This window comes from Natranaerobius trueperi (genome assembly GCF_002216005.1).
Classification (GTDB): domain Bacteria; phylum Bacillota; class Natranaerobiia; order Natranaerobiales; family Natranaerobiaceae; genus Natranaerobius_A; species Natranaerobius_A trueperi.
In genome coordinates this window covers 12,033-32,022 of record NZ_NIQC01000019.1, presented here as the reverse complement: position 1 = coordinate 32,022, position 19,990 = coordinate 12,033, and the positions used below count along the sequence as shown (strand labels likewise).

Annotated in this window: 14 protein-coding genes and 3 pseudogenes; 15 read left to right on the top strand and 2 right to left on the bottom strand. The window is 32.5% G+C overall.

What is annotated here, in order from left to right:
- The first annotated feature begins 77 nt into the window (after positions 1-77).
- From CDO51_RS08830 to CDO51_RS15405, 11 genes and pseudogenes are all read left to right on the top strand, one after another.
- Positions 78-428: a winged helix-turn-helix domain-containing protein gene (locus tag CDO51_RS08830; RefSeq protein WP_089023918.1), complete on the top strand. Its 351-nt coding sequence runs from the start codon at positions 78-80 to the stop codon at positions 426-428.
- A 21-nt stretch (positions 429-449) separates the two neighbouring features.
- Positions 450-644, top strand: a complete 195-nt coding sequence (locus tag CDO51_RS08825; RefSeq protein ID WP_089023917.1) for a stalk domain-containing protein — start codon at positions 450-452, stop codon at positions 642-644.
- Positions 645-739: 95 nt separating this feature from the next.
- Positions 740-1,118 (top strand): annotated as a pseudogene (locus CDO51_RS15415) (arsenate reductase/protein-tyrosine-phosphatase family protein).
- 106 nt (positions 1,119-1,224) lie between these two features.
- Entirely contained in the window at positions 1,225-2,262 is a 1,038-nt protein-coding gene (locus tag CDO51_RS08815) for a type IV pilus twitching motility protein PilT (RefSeq protein WP_089023934.1), read from the top strand.
- Positions 2,263-2,344: 82 nt separating this feature from the next.
- Positions 2,345-3,097 carry a prepilin peptidase gene (locus tag CDO51_RS08810; protein ID WP_158212406.1) on the top strand — a complete coding sequence of 251 codons (753 nt, stop codon included), beginning with the start codon at positions 2,345-2,347 and terminating at the stop codon, positions 3,095-3,097.
- Positions 3,098-3,320: 223 nt separating this feature from the next.
- A complete protein-coding gene (locus CDO51_RS08805; protein ID WP_089023915.1) occupies positions 3,321-5,285 on the top strand; it encodes a methyl-accepting chemotaxis protein in 1,965 nt (654 codons plus the stop codon).
- 275 nt (positions 5,286-5,560) lie between these two features.
- Positions 5,561-6,562, top strand: coding sequence for a copper amine oxidase N-terminal domain-containing protein (locus CDO51_RS08800; protein WP_089023914.1), 1,002 nt, complete (start codon positions 5,561-5,563; stop codon positions 6,560-6,562).
- 23 nt (positions 6,563-6,585) lie between these two features.
- A complete protein-coding gene (locus tag CDO51_RS08795; protein WP_089023913.1) occupies positions 6,586-7,920 on the top strand; it encodes a CARDB domain-containing protein in 1,335 nt (444 codons plus the stop codon).
- A 293-nt stretch (positions 7,921-8,213) separates the two neighbouring features.
- Positions 8,214-8,395: pseudogene (locus CDO51_RS13505) on the top strand (transposase); the annotation flags it as partial.
- 75 nt (positions 8,396-8,470) lie between these two features.
- Positions 8,471-8,632, top strand: a pseudogene (locus CDO51_RS15410) (IS256 family transposase); the annotation flags it as partial.
- Positions 8,633-8,799: 167 nt separating this feature from the next.
- Positions 8,800-9,156, top strand: a complete 357-nt coding sequence (locus tag CDO51_RS15405; RefSeq protein ID WP_089023911.1) for an ATP-binding protein — start codon at positions 8,800-8,802, stop codon at positions 9,154-9,156.
- A gap of 454 nt (positions 9,157-9,610) precedes the next feature.
- Here the strand turns inward: CDO51_RS15405 and CDO51_RS08780 are convergent, their stop codons facing one another.
- Together CDO51_RS08780 and CDO51_RS08775 are read right to left on the bottom strand one after the other, a co-directional pair.
- Positions 9,611-10,783: a metal-dependent hydrolase family protein gene (locus CDO51_RS08780; RefSeq protein WP_089023910.1), complete on the bottom strand. Its 1,173-nt coding sequence runs from the start codon at positions 10,781-10,783 to the stop codon at positions 9,611-9,613.
- Position 10,784: 1 nt separating this feature from the next.
- Entirely contained in the window at positions 10,785-12,188 is a 1,404-nt protein-coding gene (locus tag CDO51_RS08775; protein WP_089023909.1) for a sodium:solute symporter family protein, read from the bottom strand.
- 560 nt (positions 12,189-12,748) lie between these two features.
- Here CDO51_RS08775 and CDO51_RS08770 point away from each other — a divergent pair.
- From CDO51_RS08770 to CDO51_RS08755, 4 genes are all read left to right on the top strand, one after another.
- Positions 12,749-16,639, top strand: a complete 3,891-nt coding sequence (locus CDO51_RS08770) for an S-layer homology domain-containing protein (RefSeq protein ID WP_089023908.1) — start codon at positions 12,749-12,751, stop codon at positions 16,637-16,639.
- Between the two features lie 187 nt (positions 16,640-16,826).
- Positions 16,827-17,969 carry a pectate lyase-like adhesive domain-containing protein gene (locus CDO51_RS08765; RefSeq protein WP_089023907.1) on the top strand — a complete coding sequence of 381 codons (1,143 nt, stop codon included), beginning with the start codon at positions 16,827-16,829 and terminating at the stop codon, positions 17,967-17,969.
- A 335-nt stretch (positions 17,970-18,304) separates the two neighbouring features.
- Positions 18,305-19,186 (top strand): tyrosine-type recombinase/integrase, encoded by an 882-nt coding sequence (locus CDO51_RS08760; RefSeq protein WP_089023906.1) that lies wholly within the window; start codon positions 18,305-18,307, stop codon positions 19,184-19,186.
- A 1-nt stretch (position 19,187) separates the two neighbouring features.
- The gene (locus CDO51_RS08755) at positions 19,188-19,982 is read left to right on the top strand and encodes a tyrosine-type recombinase/integrase (protein WP_089023905.1); all 795 of its coding nucleotides are present in this window, start codon (positions 19,188-19,190) and stop codon (positions 19,980-19,982) included.
- The last annotated feature ends 8 nt before the right edge of the window (positions 19,983-19,990 follow it).

The window sequence follows — 19,990 nt, the reverse complement described above, 5'->3', positions numbered from 1 at the left end:
TATATTCTTATAGAAAATCCTTCTAAATAAATTTATTAAAACTTATTTAAATGATATTATATATAAGGGGTGTAAATATGCAAATTAAATTTAAGCTTTGGATAGAAAATGATGATGGTGAACTAATAATAGGTGAAGGTTTATTAAAATTGCTTTTAGCAATTAAGGAAACTGGTTCTATAAGTAAGGCTTCTAAAAAGTTAGATATGTCATATCGTACTGCCTGGGGAAAATTAAAAAAGGTTGAAGATAGACTAGATTGTAATTTAATAGAAAAGAAATCTGGTGGTGAAAGTGGTGGAGGAACTACCCTGACTCATAATGGAGAAAAACTTTTAGAAAATTATATTAACCTTTATGATAAAACAGATAACTTTGTACAAAAACAGTTTCTAGATTTGTTAGAAACTACTGACCTATGTGAGTGATAATTTAAACGAGGTGATCTATTGAGAAAAAGTCTAAAATTAATTATCATATCTTGTTTACTACTTTTATCAACTAGTTTTGTTCTAGCTGAAGAAAACTTAGATATTTATATTGACAATGAACTAGTTGAACTAGAAAAAGATCCGTATATTGATAAAAATGGTCGTGCCCTTGTACCTTTAAGATTTATTAGTGAAGAGTTAGGAGGATTGTAAGAAAGAATATAAAAAACATGTTAAAGACTATATTGATAGAATGGAAATGGTTAGTAAAATGTATGTGGGTATAAAAATTAACTAGGAGGATACTTATGAAACCAAAAGTAGCCTTTGTATGTGTTAATAATTCTTGTAGATCACAAATGGCAGAAGCGATTTCTAAATTATATGCATCTGATGTATTTTAGCCTTTCTCAGCTGGTATAGGGGCTAAGCCACAGATTAATTAAGATGCTGTTCGAGTAATTAAAGACTTATATGCTGTGGATATGAATAAAGAGCAATATCCAATATTAATTAGTGAGCTTTCTAAAGTAGATATAGCTATAAAAATGGTTGTATGTGACTTGTCCTTTTTTACGATTAAAATATGAAGAGGACTGGGGACTTTCTGATCCATCAGGTAAAGATGATAAGGAGTATATGGTAAAATTTAGCTACCATGAAAGAGGTGGTGAAAGTTCCTTTTAAAGAAGAAGGTAGCTTAGATCATAATTTACTTAGGAGTGATAATATGATAAAAAATACTACTCAAAGTGAAGAGTTAAATGATCGAAACTATAACTTTGTTGGAAAGATTACTATGACTGACCTATTAACTAAGGCAGTAGAAAGAAAGGCTTCAGATTTACATATAACTGTAGGATCTTTTCCTATGGTGAGAAAAGACGGAGTACTTACCCCCTTACAAGAAGAAAAAATGACTCCTGGTATGACTCAATTACTCGCAAAAGAACTCATGTCCAAAAAAGGGACTGATCAACTTACATCTGAAGGTGAACTTGATTTATCTTATAGTTTAGCTGGTATAGGACGTTTTAGGATCAATATATTTTTACAGCGCGGTAGTTACGGTATTTCTTGTCGCATTATATCTTCAAAGATACCTTCAATAGATGAATTAGGTCTTATCCCTTTGGTAAAGGATTTAGCAAGAGAGGATAAAGGACTTGTGATTGTTACTGGTGCTACGGGTAGTGGTAAGACTACAACCCTTGCTTCAATGGTTGAGTATATTAACCGTGAAAAAACCTCACATATAATCACACTAGAAGATCCGATTGAATACTTACATGATCATAAAAAAAGCATCATAAATCAAAGAGAAATTGGTAGTGATTGTTCTGGGTTTGCTCCAGGCTTAAGAGCAGCTTTACGCCAAGACCCGGATGTTATTTTAGTAGGGGAAATGAGAGATCTAGAAACTATTCAAACTGCTATCACTGCAGCAGAAACCGGACACTTAGTCTTGGCTACTTTACATACAGTAGATGCTCCAAAAACTATTGATAGAATTATCGATGTTTTTCCACCACATCAACAAAATCAAGTAAGGATACAATTAGCTGGCACGTTAAAGGGTATTTTAGCACAGCGATTACTCCCACGCGTAGGAGGGAATAGAGTGGCTGCTATAGAGGCGTTAGTTTCTACTCCTGGGATTAAGAACTTAATTAGAGAAGGAAAAACACATCAAATCTATTCACAAATGCAAATGGGAGCTAAATACCAAATGAAAACTATGGAGAGTGCTATAAAAGAATTAGCCCAACAGGGCTTAATCTCTAAAAAAACTATGGACGAGCATCTTCCTGCTAACAATATACTTAATTAGATGGGTCTTTAGGAAAGTTAAGTGGAGTCTTATGAGAGCTAAACCCTAGATTTATTCTAATAACATGATAGGAGACTGTAAAATGGATATATTTATTTTCTTTATTTTAGGAACTTTATTTGGAAGTTTTTACAATGTAGTAGCATTTAGCCTACTTGATAAAGGACAAGAAAATTTAAAACATATCCTTTTAGGTAGGTCTCATTGCCCAAATTGTAAAGAAAAATTAAGTGTAATAGAAATGATACCTATTGTAAGTTATATCTTGTTACTTGGAAAATGCAAAAATTGTAAGCAAAGCATCTCTTGTTATTATCTACTAGGTGAGCTAATAACTAGTGTTACGTTTGCGCTTCTTTATCATAACTTCGGTTTTAGTATAGATTTATTAATTCACTTGACCTTAGGCTCTTTACTAGTAATATCTGTCATAACAGATATTAAAAAAAGGCTTATATTAAACAAACTGTTAATTGTATTTGGTGCAATTATACTTATACTTAGAATAGTACTACATATCGCTTTAGACTTTTATCTTTTATATTATCTAGTAAGTGGTTTTGTGATGTTTTTATCACTTTTTTTAGTTATGGTTTTAAGTGGTAATAAACTAGGAGGTGGAGATGTTAAGCTCTACGGAGTTATAGCTCTGACTATAGGGGCTTTAGATGCTTTTTATAGCTTGTTTTTTGCATCTGTACTTGGATTATTGATTATGATTCCTGGTATGCTTTTAGGAAAAGTTGATAGAAAGACACAAATACCTTTTGTTCCTTTTATTTGGATTGGTGTATTACTTACTTATTACATTGATGTTTCAGCATATTTATTATAGAGCTAAATAAGGAGGCTGCTATTCTTTTTTTATGAATATGTCCTACTTTTTTTATGAATATGTCCTACAAAAATTTTTATTTTAAAGGATCAGTTGTTGTTTTTAGAAAATTGCAAAAATATATGTTATAACGAAAGGAAACAAGGACTATTTATAATAAAAAATGTATGGTATACTTATAAAAATAAGAAATATAGACAAAATTAGGGAAGGAGTGAATTAATTGTTAACTAGACTTAAATTAAGTCAAAAACTGTTTATTTTATCTGTTATAGGGATATTGATACCGATTATTGGTATATCGGCAGTTGTGATAACGAATACATTACCGGCTTTAAGGGGTTATGTTACAGATGAAATAGAGAGTCAAGTTAATATCATAAGAGAAGATATTACAGAAGTCGTAAATGAAACTATGGTACTTGTAGAGGGGTTAGCACTTTCTCAACAAGAACTAGAATATGAAAAAGAAGAGTTAAGAAACTTATATAGTAATACAATTAATAATAATGAGCATGTCATGAATATTTATGTTGGAACAGATGAAGGAGAAACAATAGTAGAACCAGAACGAGACTTAGGAGATGACTATGATCCTAGGGATAGAGCTTGGTTTCAAGGAGCTATTGAACAAGGTGAAGCCTATGTAACTGAACCCTATCAAGATGCAAGTTCAGGTGACTATACAGTAACGGTATCTTATCCATATGATAATAATGTAGTTGCGGCTGATATTACTTTAGGTTTTTTATCTAACTATGTAAGAGAAGTTAGTGAAGATTACGCAGGTTCAGTATATATCATGAATACAGAAGGGACAGTAATAGCTGAACCTGGTAATGAAGCTAATGAAGATAGATTAAATATGTTAAGAGATGGTTACATAGAAGAGACTACTTTACAAAAAGAAGAAGTATTCGAAGCGGATGATAGTTATGTAGGTAGTACTTATCTAGAGGAGTTAGATTGGGTATTATTTTATGATGTTTCTCAAGATGAAGTTTTAGGTGATGTAGAGTTTACTCAAACTGTAATTGTAACTGCTTTTGTACTAACTCTTTTAATAGCTTTTCTAATGGCTTACTTTGTAAATAAAGTAGCTGGTAAACCAATTGGTGAATTAACAAAGCTTATAAGTAGATTAGGTGATTATGATTTCACTTATAATGAAGAAGCTAATTCAAATAAGTATTTAGATAGAAATGATGAAATTGGTGATATCACAAGAGCAGTCACTAATATGAGAGAAAACATTTCAAACTTATTAAAAGGTATTGAAGAAAAAGCACAACAAGTAGCATCATCTTCACAAGAATTAAGTGCTAACAGTGAAGAAAATACAAGTGCAGCTAATGAAGTTTCAAAAGCTGTAGAAGATATTGCAAGTGGTGCTAGTAACCAAGCTGAAAGTACTGAACAAGCATCAGATAGTACTGAAAGCTTAGGTGAGATAGTTGAACAAGAACAGTCTTATGTAAGACAGTTAAATACAGCTATAGAAAATGTAACAGACTTAAAGAACCAAGGTTCAAAGGTAGTTGAAGAATTAACTAATAAAACTGAACAAAACGAGTCAGCTTCACAAAATATTGCTGAAATAATCAATGAAACTAAACAAAGTGCAGATAACATAGAAAAAGCTAGTAATACTATTAAAGAGATTGCAGAACAGACTAACTTACTTGCATTAAATGCTAGTATAGAGGCTGCAAGAGCTGGTGAAGCAGGATCTGGTTTTTCAGTAGTAGCAAATGAAATAAGAAATCTTGCTGAAAACTCAAACAAGTATTCTGATGAGATCTCTCAAATAGTAACTGACCTTATGAATAAAACTAATACAGCTGTTAGTACTGTGAAAGAAGTAAGTGAAACAACTAAAGAACAATCTCAATACGTAAAAGAAGCTGATGTTAAATTTGAAGGCATAGCTGATGGGATTGAACAGGTTAGAGAAGTTGTTGAAACTTTAAATGAAACTGGTAGTGAGATGCAAAAAAAGAAACAAGAGATTATTGATAAACTTCAAAACTTAGCAGCTATCGCACAACAAAACTCTTCAAGTACTGAAGAAATGTCTTCTTCAGTTGAAGAACAAACGGCCTCAATGGAAGAGATAGCTCGTTCTAGTGATCATTTAGCAAAGTTAGCTCAAGATATGCAAGAAGAGGTTTCTAAATTTAAATATTAAAGATATAAGCGGCTAAACCCATACTGGGATTTAGCCCCTTTTTCTATGTCTAAAAGTTTAGGACTGTTAACCTATATAAATATAGGTTATTTTTTTAACTTAAGACTTAAGGGGTACTAGAAATTAAGGTGTTTGTACCTGTAACTAGTTTCTTTTTTTTATTATTGTATAGATTACAAACAAAACAATTTTCTTAAAGTCCCTAAAATTACATTTAGTTTACGTACTTGTAGATGAAGGGGTAAAAAACAATAACGTATAGAGGAGGTGATACAGTGTGTAAAACGAAAAATATCCTTGCATTAGTTTCTCTAGTTACTTTTTTAGGTGGTAGCTCTTTAGCTTATGGATTGTCTTTTGAAGCTACTGAGAGTATCGAAGAAAGAAAACAAGAGTTACAAAAGATAAAAAAAGCACCTGAACTAATAGAGAAACGTAGTAATGCTCCTTTAGAGGACAAAATCTTTGTTCGCGGAGAATCACTAACCTTTGATGTAGCTCCTCAAATGGAAGATGGTAGGACCTTAATTCCTGTGAGAAAAGTTTCGAAAGCTCTAGGTGCTCATGTTGATTGGGTCTCAAAAGAAAACATGGTAGTTATTGAACGAGATAATACAACTATTGAAATGGTTCTAGGGAAAAAGGAAGTTTTAGTAGATGGCAAAAAAAACGAACTAGAGGTACCAGGACAAGCAATTGATGGACGTACTTTAGTTCCTTTAAGGTTTGTTAGTGAAATTTTAGGTGATAGTGTAGAGTATCACTCTGAAACTGGTGAAATTGATATTGGACTAGAAACACCTAAAAGAACTAAACCAACTGAGGTAGTAGAAAAGTACTGGAGCTCTTATAAAAACCAAGAAGACTTAGAAGACATGACATATCTCGATAGAGAAGATGAGTTAGATCTAGAAATAGATCTAGAAGAATTAACAGAAGAAGATAAACAGGTTCTTGAAAGGTTTCAACTAAAACCTATTGATTACAAAATAGAAGATGATATTTCTTATGTAAATGTAGAGTTTACTAAACCCAATTTTGAAGTAGTACTAGAAAACTACTATAAGAATGCAAAAGAAGTTTTAATTACAGAAGATAAAAGTGAAAAAGAGCTTCAAAACAAACTTGATAGTATTATGACTGAAACTATTATTAATTCAGAAAATATTAGTTACACAGAACAATTAAAACTTCGTCTACAAGAAAACGAATGGAAGATTTATGACTTCAGCTTTGAAAATATGGAGAAAAGATGGAGTGAATCAGAAGAATTATAAAATATTTTGGAGGTGTATTTAATATGTTAAAAACTTTAGCTATGTTAGCTTTAATTACAACTTTTAGTACAGGAACTGCACTTGCACAAGGACCACCGGAGCACGCAGGCCCACCTGATCATGCAGGGCCTAATAGACAGGTTGAAGAAAAGGAAGTAGAAGAAACTGAAGAAGAAAAGGAAGTAGAAAGTGAAAATGAGGAAGAAGAGAAAGAAAGTTCAAAATCTAAAGGACGCCCTGATCATGCAGGACAACCTGGTCCACCTGATCACGCTGGAGAGCAAGGACCACCAGAACATGCTAGTGTTCCGGATAAAGTAAGAGAAATGTTTGAAAATCGAGAAAAGAGACAAGGACCACCAGCTCATGCAGCTGTAACTGACTTTGTAAGAGAAGCAATTTTTGGTGAAGATCTAGAGGAAGATGAAAAAGAAATTGAAGTAGAAATTGATGATATTAAAGTTAACCAAGAAACTTTTGAAGTAGAATATGATGTTTCTAACTTTGATGGTGAAACAATTTTAGTTGTTATGAATGAAGAAAATGATGATGAAGGTGTAGTAAAACATATCTCTAGTGAAGGTACTAAAGAAATTGAAGTAAGTGATATTGATGAAATTTCTGAAGAAGATACTATTGTAGCTTCTATTTATGAAGTTTTAGAAGATGAAGATGACTTTAAAGAACTAGCTACAACTAACACTTCTGTAGAGGCTAAAACAGCTGAACTTGAGGTTAGTAATGACTGGAAAGATGTTTTAACAAATGAAGTAGTTGGTTATGACTACAGTGAATTAGACATTACAATTGAAGAAACAAATGGTGTAGATGCAGAAGATGTAACTGTAACCTCAAGTGTATATAGTAAAGACTCAGATGAAGCAGTGTTTAATGAAGAAAAAACATTTGATAGTATTTCAGAGAAAAAAGAATTAAGCTTCGATTTAAAAAGATTCACTACTCCTAATACATACTTATCTCTTTTAACAATTGAAGCTGATAACGCTGATACAATTGAAAAAGACCATGAGTTTGTTGTAGAAGAAAATACTTTTAGTGTAGATATCAAAGATGCTACTGAATCTGTAACAGTAGGTGAAGAGATAGAAATTGAAGCTACTGTTGAAAACGATGGGTATGTTGAAGGTAGACAAATTGTTGAACTTCTTGATGTAAATGACAATATTTTAGATATTGAAGTTTTCTCTGATCTTGAAGCTAATGAAAAAGAGACTGTAGTATTTTCTTTAGAAACTGATGAAGATGATAAAGGTACACATACTTTCTTAGTTTCAACTGATGATGAGACTGAAGAAGTAGAAGTTGTTGTTGAAGAAAAAGAAGATGATGAAGAATAAGACTCTAAAAGGGTTGTCCGGTTTTCGGGCAACTCTTTTTTTATGTCGAATTTCCCGGGAAATGTATCGTTTTATTTATTAATATGAGTTATTGATATTTCGACATTTAGCTCCATATAAACAGGTCTGTTATTAAAAGAAGTGTTAAAATAATTAAACAAGTTTCCCACAAAAAGTAGGGACCTAAAAAAGTCGAAAAATAACCTAGTGATTTAGAAAAGCAACTAGCTGTTTTCCAAAGGAAGGGCTCGAGAGTGTAAAATAAACGGTGTATACCTTCACTAGAAGTATGAAAGGAAACTACAAATAGTCGAAATGGAAAGAGAGAAAAACAATTAAGATCAAATTATGGCAATATAGAATTGAAGTACCAAGAGATCGTGAAGGAGAATTCGAACCTCAAACAGTGAAAAAGAATCAGAGAGACGTATCAAGTATTGATAATCAGGTATTGAGTATGTATGCAAAATCTATGCACATGTAGTCATGGGTGCCGTTCACTACAAAGTGAGACTAGATGGTTGCTATGTTTAAATATCCCGGAGAAGTCAGAAAATCAACTAAATCAAAGAGCATCTTTCCGACAGATGAATCCTTATTAAAAATGCTTTATCTTTCGACTATGGATATCAATAAAAAATGGACTATGAGAACAAAAAATTGGGCTCAAATACTGGGACAATTAAGCATTTATTTCGAAGGACGGATATAAGAAAAAATTCCTTTGGTAGTTGTAACTAGGAGTTCTTTACTCACTAGTTACCATATAACAAAAAAATGATAAATCGAGGGAGATGATACCCTTGTCTAAGGAAACTCGCTCGATTTCTCTGCATTTTATCCTGTAATTATTAATACAGCAATAGTTACAGGTGTAATATTGCATTTAACATTATTAATAGATATACAGTAGTCACGTTAAATACTCAAAATAAGTTAGCTGAAGAAAAAGACATTAATTTTGTTTTTGCGTTCAAAGATGATATTACTGAATGGGATATAAGTTCTTGGGATCTGAATACTATTGTTGCAAACCTTTTAAATAATACATTTAAAGCTGTACTTAATAATAATGATAGGTATGTTGGTCTCGAATTTAAAAATCACAATAATAATAAAATGATTATTGTTTCAAATAATGGATCCAAAATATCAAAGAAACAAAAAACAAAAATCTTTGATCAAGGATATTCAACTAAAGGGAGTGGGAGGGGTTATGGCTTACAAAAAATATAATGCAGAAATGAAAATTAATTCTAATGAATATAAAACTAAGTTTTACATCATATTTCCTTAAGGTAAAGAGGATATTCAGTATGATAAAAAAGTTATCTCAATTAGTTATTTAAAAGGTACACAGAAAAACTACCGACTTATTTTTAGTCGAAAGTTTTTCTGTTATATAGATTAGTATTAGTTAAAAATGTTACTATAGAAATAGAGAACTACGTATAGTACAACTTAATTTTATTAAAAAAATAGGATTTCATCCCACGATTGAAAGCGTGGGCTTTTCGCCCTAATACTGTAAGTAGACCAGAGTATATGGATTTTGAAGTTATTGAACTTAAGAAGTTAACTTGTTAAGAACTACGTGGATAACACTGTGAATAACTTTCACTATTTTTAAGTTATCCACTATCCACAAGGTTAAAAGTCCTCTGCTTGAAAGGGCAGAGGACTTACTACATCAAATCAATGAGCCTTCTTTAATAACTTTGTACTGGTCTTTAAGTGCTCCAATATCGGATAAAGGGTTATTATTTAATAATACAAGATCTGCAATATTACCTTCCTTTATTATTCCTCTATTTGTAATGTCTAGTAGCTCAGCTGCTTTAGAAGTAGCTGAACGTAATACTTGTGACGGGGACATACCAAGCTCATTCATTAGTTTTAATTCATTAAAATATTCTTTTGTGGGTAAGTAAGGAGCAAATAAATCAGTTCCAGCTGCTATTTTAACTCCTTTATCAAGAGCTTTTTGAAAAGTATTTTGATGTACCTTAACTACTTGGCTTGCTTTTTTTGCTGCAAACTCAGGAAGTCCACCTGCTACTCCTATGTTTGCCATCCTTTTCATAACATTTAAAGTTGGTACCATAAAAATGTCTTGTTCTTTCATTTTTTGAAGAGAATTATCATCTGCAAATATACAGTGTTCAATGGAATCTACACCAGCTGTTATTGAGTTTTCTATTCCTGTTAACCCTTGTGCATGTGATGCTACTTTTTTTCCTTGGTTATGTGCTTCTATAACGGCAGCTTCTATTTCTTTAGCTTGTAACTGCGGGGCACCTGGTTCTTCTCCATCAGTATATATACCACCAGTTGCCATTACTTTAACTAAATCTACGCCTTCCTTTAAAACCTCACGAGTTTTTCTTCTTATTTCATCTTCACCTGAAACTTCTTTTCCTAAAAACCAGCCATGACCACCTATCATCACCATGGCAGGTCCTGAACATATAATGTTTGACCCTACTGCCTTCTGTTCGTTTATTGCTTGTTTTAAACTTAATACCGTTAATCCAGGGCTACCTACATCTCGTACAGTGGTTATACCATTATATAGGCAGGACTTTGCTTGTTTTAGTGCTGTAAGTGATAAATAAGTATGGTCTTTTTTCTCTATCTTAGATTGGGGGTCACCACTTCCATCCCAAACTAAGTGTACATGAGTATCGATTAAACCCGGTACTAAGTATTTTTTAGTACCATCAATTTGTTTTGCTTCGTTATCTGAGATTGTTTTTTTAATCTTAGATATCTTTTCACCTTCGATTAATACATCCATATTTTCTTGTAGTTCATTTGAATCACCGTCAATGATATTGACTGATTTAATAAGTAGTTTTGACATTTTAATCACCTCTAGAAACCACAGGATCTTTAGGTTTAGTAAATAAAGTTACAACTACTAGTACAATTACTGCAATAGGTACAGAAATAATTACAGGGTCATAAGCAAATACACCAGAGAACTCTATAATTAAAGTAGCTATAGTACCACAAATCATAGATGAAATACCAGCTTGTTTAGTTACTCTATGTCCCCATAAAAATACTCCAAGAACAGCGGGAGTTATGCCTGCGCCATAGACTGTGTAGGCATACATTTGAGCATCTAAAATAGTTGGGAAGTATTGAGTTAAAACATATGCTAATATTCCTAGTACTACTAATAAGACTCTTGTTATAAATAGCTGTTGTTTACCGGTTGCGTTTGGATTAATATAGTTTCTATAAATATCCATAGTGATGTTAGTAGCTGAAGAAAGTAAATAAGAACTACCAGTAGTTATAATAAAAGCAGTGATAGATGCTAGTAAAAATCCGCCAATAAATGTAGGCATAATTGTAGTTGTAGCTATTAGTGCCTGACCAGGATCTATATCAGGAAAGTTAACTCTAGCAGTAAAGGCTATTACTGATACTAATGGATATATTATAAGTAGACCAATAGCCCAACCAATTGAACCTAACCTAGTTTCTTTATCTCCCTTTGAAGAAGCTAGTCGTTGATACATATTTTGATCCCCTAATAATAAGAACAGCGAAGGTAAGAAATAACCTAAAAATTCAATAATACTTAGTTCACCTAAGATACCAAAACTAGCTTCAGGTACTTCAGTTACAATATTCTCCCATCCACCTGCCTGACCTAAAGCTGATGGAACAGCGACTATTAATCCAATAACGATGATAAAAGCACTTAGTGCATCTGTAGGTGCAACTGACATTAAACCACCGATTGTTGCTAAAAAGATTATAATTACTGCTGCAATTGTAGTTCCCATATCAACTGATATTCCAGTTGTAACATTTAGTACCATTCCAAGTCCTGTGAACTGATAAGAAACAATACCTACAAAAGCTAATATTATAATTATACTAGCGATTAACTTAGCACTTGTTCCATACTTGGTTTCTAAAGCTTCTGAAACTGTATATGTTCCAAGTGCTCTAATTTTAGGAGCTATAAGAAATAAGATGCTTACACCTATTAAACTAGCAAAACCATATAGTATAGCAGGCCAGATACCATATGAATAAGCTATTGATGTATCCCCTCCTGTTACAGTACCACTACCAACCCATGTAGCCATTAAGGTACCCATCAAAACAACAGGTCCAAGAGTTCGACCTGCTAACATAAAATCCTCACTGTCACTAACCTTTTTTGAGTAATGATAACCTATACCTAACATTATCCCAAAGTAAATAATTAAAAACACTAATAAAGATGGGTTATGTGTCAGTTCCATAAAGACCACTCCAATTAAAATAGTATCTATGAAATTCTAGAAATTACTAAATTTCATACCTCCTTTCTCTTTATTCCATTACTTAATTTTACGTTAAATCGAAAGAGAAATTTGTTGCGACTTGTCGAAGCTAATAAAGAATTAAGTAAGTGTTTTCTGTTATATGGTTTTTGTCTTAATTGATATCCTAATTTTATCAATTACTCTTACAGGATTATAGACAGTCTGAAGCACGATTCTGTGAGAGGTAGAAGCTACAGCTAATTACTGTGAATACTACCTACTCATTATGAGGAGAGTTTAAATAAAAATTCTTTATAATTTTAATAAAATTTTAAAGAATTTCAGCTATCTTTAATACCTAAATGCCAATACTTTTATTAAATAATAAAAAACAAATTTTAAAAACAATAGCAAATTTTGACAAACTTTTCGCATAAAACTTGTTAACCTATTAATAGCGTGACTTAAGAACTAGTTATCACTAATACAAAGGTAGGAGGTGGTTAATTAATTGTGACCGTTGTCTTATAGTTGCAATTTGTGAAAGGAGGAACGACATGAACTATACTAGCTGTAAAAGGTTCAAGTTACTACTCATAGTAATTACTTTTATATTGTGTACTACAGGTATAACTTTTGCTGTAGATGATGGACTGACAGATGTGAGTGGTAGTTACGCTGAAAAAGAAATTGAAACATTGCACCAGGAAGATATCATTACTGGTTACGATGATGGAACCTTTAGACCAAGTAGTAGCATTACTAGAGCAGAACTTGCAGTTATTCTCTCTAGGGCACTAGAGCTTGAGGACAATTATGAGTTAGGAGCATCTTTTTATGATGTTCAAGAAGACATCTGGTATACAAAAGAGGTTGGAGCTTTAGTGGATGCTGGAATAACTACTGGTATGACAGAAACTGAGTTTGCTCCTGATAGAAATGTTACAAGGGAGCAGTTAGCTACTTTTTTCATGAGAGCTCTTGAGCTAGATGAAATAGCTGCAATAGAAGAACTAGATCCTAGTTTTTCTGATTGGGAAGAGACATCAAAATGGGCAAAAGACTATGTATCTTTAGGAGCAGAAATTGGCTTTATTGAAGGTAGTAAAAATGATGATGGTTCATTTAGTTTTAACCCTAGCTCTTATGCTAGTAGACAAGCACTAGCAAGATTAACTTATGAACTTTACTTTAATGCCGAAGATTATATAACTAAAGCATATGAAATTATTGATACTTCTTCTGTAACTGTAAAAGAGATAACTGAAGATAACAACCTTATTACAGAAGAAGATGGAAAGTATACCGTTTATGAGGATCTTAGCTTACTTAGTTATGAAAATAGTGAAGCATTAGAAGGAGCTAAGCTATTAGTTAATCATGATGATAATAAAATTGTTTCAATAGACTCTATAACTATCAATGCCTCTGATGTAAGTTTTGATGGAAATCAAGAGGTTATCCCTAAAGTTACTGTAAAAGGAGAAGATGTTATAGTATCTGATCTAACTGTAGAAGAGGAACTACTAATAGCAAAAGATATTGAAAATGATTTTGAAACGAAAAATGTTGTAGTAGAAGGTACTACTTTTGTACAGGGTGGTGGATCTGAGTCTGTAGTTTTCAATAATTCTACTTTAGAAAAAGTAGATATTGAAAAAGAAGTGGTAAATACTGAACTAAAAGAAGAAACTGAAGTTAATGCGGTAGACTTAAATGCTGATGATGTTAGTTTTAGAACTAGTAAAGATTCAACTATTACTAGTGTATCTATTAAAGGTGATAATAACACCGTATCTGGTAGTGGTAGTATTACAGAAGTATCTATTAATAAAAAAGATATTTCTGTAACAATGGATGATGCTTCTATAGAAACTGTAGTAGTGAATGAAGAAAACACAAGTATTTCAGGAAGCTCTGAGATCGAAGAACTTAAGGTTGAAGTTACTGGTGAAACGGAGCTAAACCTTGATAGTGAACCTGAAGAGATCAGTAAAGTTAAAGATGCTGAAATAATAGAAGAAGATCTAGATGAAAAAGAAGAGGAAACTACAACAGGTGGAGGAACAAGTGGAGGAACAGGAGGAAGTACAACTGATGAATATGACTTAACTTTTAACGTTTCTGATAATGAAAAAAATCCGCTAAAAGATGCAAGAATTGATTTAGAAGGTGAAGGTGATAAAGAAACTGACTATGAAGGTGAGGTTGTATTTGAAGACGTAGAAGAAGGAGAATATGACTTTGAAGTCTCAAAAGATGGGTATGGAACCGAAGAAGGTACGATTGATCTTGATGAAGATAAAACAGAGTCGATTACCTTAATAGAGGTTGTTGAAATAAAACAATTAGAAGAGGAAGAGTTCTTTGAGTCATTTAATTATGGAACTTCACAAGAAGAAGTAATTAATGGTCTACCAGATGAGGTTGAAGCAGTACTTAATAATGATACAGAGATAGATCTAAAGATAAGTGATTGGGATTGTGAAGATTACGATAGTAAAGAAACTGGTGAATATACTTTTGAAGGAAATGTTGTTAAACCTGATGGTAAGGAACATATAATAATTCCTTCAAAGTTAGAAACTGTAATAGCTACTGTATCTCTTGAAATTAAAGATTTACAGGATGTTTTAGAGGATGAAGATATTAAAAATGTTAACTTACCTGTAGATAATTTTGATGGTGACTTCACATCTAAAGTTGATGGACAAACTCTTCAAGGTTCAACTAGTCAAATTAGTCAGACGGTTATAGATGGAGATTTAACTGTTGAAGCTGATGAAGTAAATATTAAAGATTTAATAATCATGGGTGAACTAGAACTTAGGGGAGAAGATATTGAAACGGAAAATATAGAAGTTGCATCTAATAGCCCAGGGGGCTTTGTGACAGTAGATGGGGATAACATAACTTTAACTGATAGCTGGGTACAAAATGAAATACTAGTTACATCAGATGGTTCAGAGATAGTTAATAGTAGAGCATATGAAATAACTAAAAGTGATGGTAGTGAAGATAACCTATATATTAAAAAGACTGCAAGCGGAAAAGTAACTGCAGATGGTGATACTGAAATCAATTATAGTAAAGGTAGTTATGCTCATAAAGAAGGAAATGTGTATGTTGATGAAGATACTACTAGAAAGCTATATCTAGGAACAGACGAGTTTGATTATGATCTAACTTTTGATTATGATTTAACTCTTGAAGCTTACCCAAGTGTAGATGAAATTAAAAAAGGTGAAGAAACTTTAGAAGAAGAAAAATGGTATTTTGATGAAGATGAATTAACTCTTGATAGCGCTTTCTTTGGTAAAAAAAGTCATGGTGAAGAGTTACAGTTAGTTATTAAATCTCATGAAGATGATATTGAACCTGCCATTTTAGAGATCAATATACAAAAAACGGAGGAAGTTGAAGTCTTTAATGAATCTGAGTTTTTAGAAGTTCTTGAAAAAGAACAAATTGAAACTATAGAGCTTCAAGATACTAGATTTAAAGATGACTTCACTATTACTAAAGATGAACAAACAATTACAGGTAAGGGCCAAGGTGAAAGTATTATAGAAGGTGATGTAACTATTGAAGAAGATGTAGAAAAGATAGAGCTAAAAGACCTTACCATTCAAGGTGATCTAAAAGATAAAGGTATTGATACTAGTTTAGAAAATGTTGAAGTAATAAGTAGTAGCCCAGGTGGAGATGTTATCTTAGCTGGGTCCGACACAAGATTAAAAAATGTACAAATTGATGAAGTGTTAACTGCAGAAGGGGAAGGTGGCTTTACAATAATAGGTGAGGACACCATTTTAAATCATATCACCGTAGATGAGGATGTAGACCCTGAAGATTGTGTACTTTCTGTTGATGAAGGACAAGTAATAGGTAGCATATCTTGTATTGGTGGTGTTACAGAAATTGATACATCAGTTGTAGAACTTGATGTAACCAATACAGTAGGTCTTCTTAAAGAGGATAGTGAAACATTATTAATCTTTAATACTATCCCAGACGCTATAGATGATGTAAATGAATATCAAGGTGAAAGTGTTAAAGTTTATCCAGGTGAGTATGATGAAGAAGTGACTATTCACGAAGAAATAACAGTAGAGTCAACAGAAAAACATGAAGCTACAATTGAAAATACTATTGAAATTGATTCTGATAACACAATTTTAAAAGGATTTGAAGTTACTACAAATGATGATTTAGGTATTTTAATTAAAGATGAACTTGAGAACGTACAGATAGAAGATAATTATTTTTTAAATAATGATCCACAAGTTAAATCAGAATCAGAGACAACTGATCTGAAAGATATACTTGAAAGTAATAGCTTCACCCCTAAAAGCAAAGTTTCTGACAATAAAATAATACCAGATGTTATTGATTACAAGCCCATATCTAACGAATTAGAAGCTAAAATTAAAGTTGAAGATGACTAATAGAATATTGCTAGAATATTTAGTGGTACTGATAAGTGCTATTAACAAAACAAGCAGTGGTAGCAATGAAATTGAATATAGATATTGATATTCTGATTAAGGGGGTGGTGGAGAAAGCTTAAGTAGATGAAGATTTCCAAAAGTTTAAGGATCAATCAGAATAAAAACTTAAGGAGGATGATTTTTAATGAAGAAATTATCAATTATTTTAGCTTTATCCATGGCATTTGTACTTATGATGTCTGGGACAGTTGCAGCTGAAGAAGAAGAAAGTGGTATATCTAATATACTAAGAGGTACTTTTGACGTTGATGTAACTGACACAGTAAGCACAGAAGACGAGTTAAGAAAAGCAATTGAAGAAGAAGATAGTATAACTTTAGATAATGATATTACAGTTGAAGATAATATCTTAGTAATTGATGAATCTTTAACCATTGACGGAGATGGCAATACACTTGAGTTTGAAGTTGATACAGGGAGTCAGGAAGGTCTTGTAACAGTTGATGCTGACAACATCAAGCTAGAAGACCTAACAATTGATTCAAATTTAGAAAAAGGCGATTACAGTTTCCCAATCCTTATACAAGAGGATGCACAGGAATTTATAATGCATGATGTTGATGTTGATCGTGACGGAGGTTCTACTTATGCAGCGGTAAAAACAGAATATGATGGTGGTAATAATGATGGACTAACAATTGAAGATTCTAATATCACAGGAGGTCCAATTGCTTTATATGGTGATCATGATGATGTCACTATAGAGGATGTAGAAGTTAGAGATGTAGGTGATGAAGGAATTTGGACTTTTGATAGAATAGAAGATTTAACATTAAGTAGAGTAACAGTTGAAGATTATGGGGATGATTCTCAAGCGATTAAATTCATGAAAGAACACGAAAAGGTAAATAGTCATGATAACTTGCGTGAAGCTAGACAAGAACTTATTGATAGTGATGCTTCAGACATAGACGACATTTCATTTGAATTTGAAGATTATAAAGTTGAACTTGTATGGGATAATGAAGAGCATTTAAAAGAGTTTGATGTTGTAGATGCACATGATGACATGGACATCGAATTTGACGTTAAAGCAGGACGACTTGGAAATATCGGTGAAATAGAATTGAAGCATGAGTGGGAGCATGAAGAGTATGAGCATGATACTCAAGTAACAGCTGATGCTGATGATCCTAAACCAGAGCTTAACTTTGATCCAGTAACCATTGGAGAAGATGGAAAATATGAGCATACAAAAGAAAAAGAAATAGAGTTTGGAGAAGCAGGAGAATATGAACTTGAAATTTGGGCAGAAAAAGCAGAGTAATTTAATTAACTTAATAAGACAGCACAGAGGGTCCCGTTTTTGTCGGGGCCCTTCTTTTGGTTTCTAGAATAAAAGTTTAATTGTCAGCTGCTAATGTCCGCCTTTTAAGGCGGCATTTTTTATGTTTAACATTCGCCTATCTCAATACTAAATAAAATCTAGTATGCTATTTCTAAAATACTAGAATCTACCTAGCTTACCCAATATATACTAATTTTATGCAAAAAATTTAAATTTTTTGCATAAAATTGATTAACACAAAACAGAATATATCCTTAAAGGCAAAAACTATAATATGAATTGCCTTTTACTAAAAGTTACATAGGAGGAAAGCCATGACAAACTTACAAATTAGTAAAACCTTAGATCCTATGAATAGGGAGGTGATTGAAGATTATCTTTTGGATTTAAATGAAAAAGGAAAATCTTCTAAAACAATTGAAACCTACAAAAAAGTATTAGAAAAATTGCTACTTTTCTGTGATAAGCCAGTGAAAGATGTTATTCCAAAGGATGTTTTTGAATTCTTACATATGAACTATGGTGAAAAAAAGGCCACAACTTATTGCCGAAATTACTGGATCATAAAAAGCTTTACAACTTTTTGTCAGGTTGAAGGTTACACTGACAGAGTACTTATTAAAAAAAGATGGCGTTATAAAGTTCCCGAATCGCTTCCTAAAAGTCTCACCAAAAATGAACAAGCACAGCTAAAAATCAAAGCAGAGGAACTATCAGTAAGAGATCGGGCAATAAAGGAACTGTTAAAGTCATCTGGTTGCAGAAGAAAAGAACTTTTAAACTTAAATATCGAAGATGTTGACCTAGAAGATAGAGTTGCTAACGTAATAGGTAAAGGCAACAAACCTAGAGAGGTTGAATTTTCAGAAGAGTGTTCGTTTTTGCTAAAAAAATACTTAAAAACCCGCCAAGACGATAATCCTGCCCTATTTATCAGTCGATTAGGAAGAAGATTAAGTGAATCAAGGCTATACAAAATAATAAAACAACTAGGTGAATCAGCAGGATTCAAAGATAGAATTACTCCCCATATCTTTAGACACACCTACGCCACCAACGAATACTCTAAGGGAAACCAGCTGTCTAAAATTGGTAGAAAGATGGGACATGCCAATCTAAGAGCAACGACCATTTATGCTCACATTCCCACTGATGAATTAAGCTCTGACTACAACAAAAAAATGGGAGGTATATAAGATGGAAAGAACCTATGATGCGGTCAAATCTTTCTTTAACGAGAACAGGTGGTTTAGCCATGAAACAGCTAGAGTATATAGAATAGCATTAAACCAGTTCTTTAGCTATTGTAAAAAAGATTATGACAAAGTAAAACGAAAAGATATTAGAGAATGGCTCAAAGAGTTAAATGAAAAAGAACTCAAACCACGGAGTAGAAAAAACAAACTCATGGCCATTAAATCATTCTACAACTATTTATTTGAAGAGAATTTAATTGAAGTTAATCTACCGTCTACAGTAGAAGGTCCCCAAATAGATGATGATGCCTCCAAAAGTTTAAGTAGGACACAATTAAAAGAACTCATGGAGTTAGTTAAAAATAAGCCAAGAGAAAGAGCACTAGTCGATGTCATTTATTTCACAGGGGTTAGGATTAGTGAATGTTTAAATATTAGACTTGAAGATATCAAGTGGGACGTAAGACAAATATGGATTAGAAAAGGAAAGAGAAATAAAGAAAGATTTGTTTTATTTACCTCTGAATGTGAAGAAAGGCTAAAAAATCACTTGAAAAACAAAAAGGTAGATAGCCCATACTTGTTTTCTAACAGGTATAAAAAACCGCTTACCTGTCAGTGGGCACAGAAGTTTTTTAGAAAATGCTCAAAAGAGTTGGGGTATAAAGTAACACCCCATATACTAAGGCATACCTTTGCAGTACATTTAGCTGAAAAAGGTATGGAAGATGAAAAACTTCAATTACTATTAGGTCACAAAAATATTAATGACCTAAAAACTTACACTAACTTTTAGGAGGCATC

Excerpts from the sequence above, each read along its gene's own strand:
- CDO51_RS08830 (WP_089023918.1), top strand. The coding sequence starts at position 78 with ATGCAAATTAAATTTAAGCTTTGGATAGAAAATGATGATGGTGAACTA.
- CDO51_RS08810 (WP_158212406.1), top strand. The coding sequence starts at position 2,345 with ATGGATATATTTATTTTCTTTATTTTAGGAACTTTATTTGGAAGTTTT.
- CDO51_RS08795 (WP_089023913.1), top strand. The coding sequence starts at position 6,586 with ATGTTAAAAACTTTAGCTATGTTAGCTTTAATTACAACTTTTAGTACA.
- CDO51_RS08780 (WP_089023910.1), bottom strand. The coding sequence starts at position 10,783 with ATGTCAAAACTACTTATTAAATCAGTCAATATCATTGACGGTGATTCA.
- CDO51_RS08775 (WP_089023909.1), bottom strand. The coding sequence starts at position 12,188 with ATGGAACTGACACATAACCCATCTTTATTAGTGTTTTTAATTATTTAC.
- CDO51_RS08770 (WP_089023908.1), top strand. The coding sequence starts at position 12,749 with ATGAACTATACTAGCTGTAAAAGGTTCAAGTTACTACTCATAGTAATT.
- CDO51_RS08765 (WP_089023907.1), top strand. The coding sequence starts at position 16,827 with ATGAAGAAATTATCAATTATTTTAGCTTTATCCATGGCATTTGTACTT.
- CDO51_RS08760 (WP_089023906.1), top strand. The coding sequence starts at position 18,305 with ATGACAAACTTACAAATTAGTAAAACCTTAGATCCTATGAATAGGGAG.
- CDO51_RS08755 (WP_089023905.1), top strand. The coding sequence starts at position 19,188 with ATGGAAAGAACCTATGATGCGGTCAAATCTTTCTTTAACGAGAACAGG.